The 236-nt window shown below is 72.0% G+C and carries 1 protein-coding gene; it reads left to right on the forward strand.

Annotation, left to right across the window (positions count from 1 at the left end; genetic code table 11):
• On the forward strand, positions 1–236 hold a 236-nt coding region (locus KZZ07_RS27445), incomplete at both ends, for an ATP-binding cassette domain-containing protein (RefSeq protein ID WP_219520214.1).

A 236-nucleotide genomic window follows, 5' to 3' on the forward strand; every position in this document is an offset into this window, starting at 1 on the left:
GGGCAGCGCGCCGGGACGCTCTCGGGCGGCCAGCAGCAGCAGCTCGCCATCGGCCGCGTCCTCGTCGGCGGGCCCGCGCTGATCCTGCTCGACGAGCCCTCCGAGGGCATCCAGCCCTCGGTGGTGCAGCAGATCGGCCGCACCCTGGTCGATCTCAACCGCCGCACCGGGGTGACGATCGTGTTCGTGGAGCAGAACCTCGACCTGATCCGCGCCATGGCCCAGCGCAGCTACGT

It is taken from the genome of Mameliella sp. CS4 (assembly GCF_019392335.1).
Lineage (GTDB): Bacteria > Pseudomonadota > Alphaproteobacteria > Rhodobacterales > Rhodobacteraceae > Antarctobacter.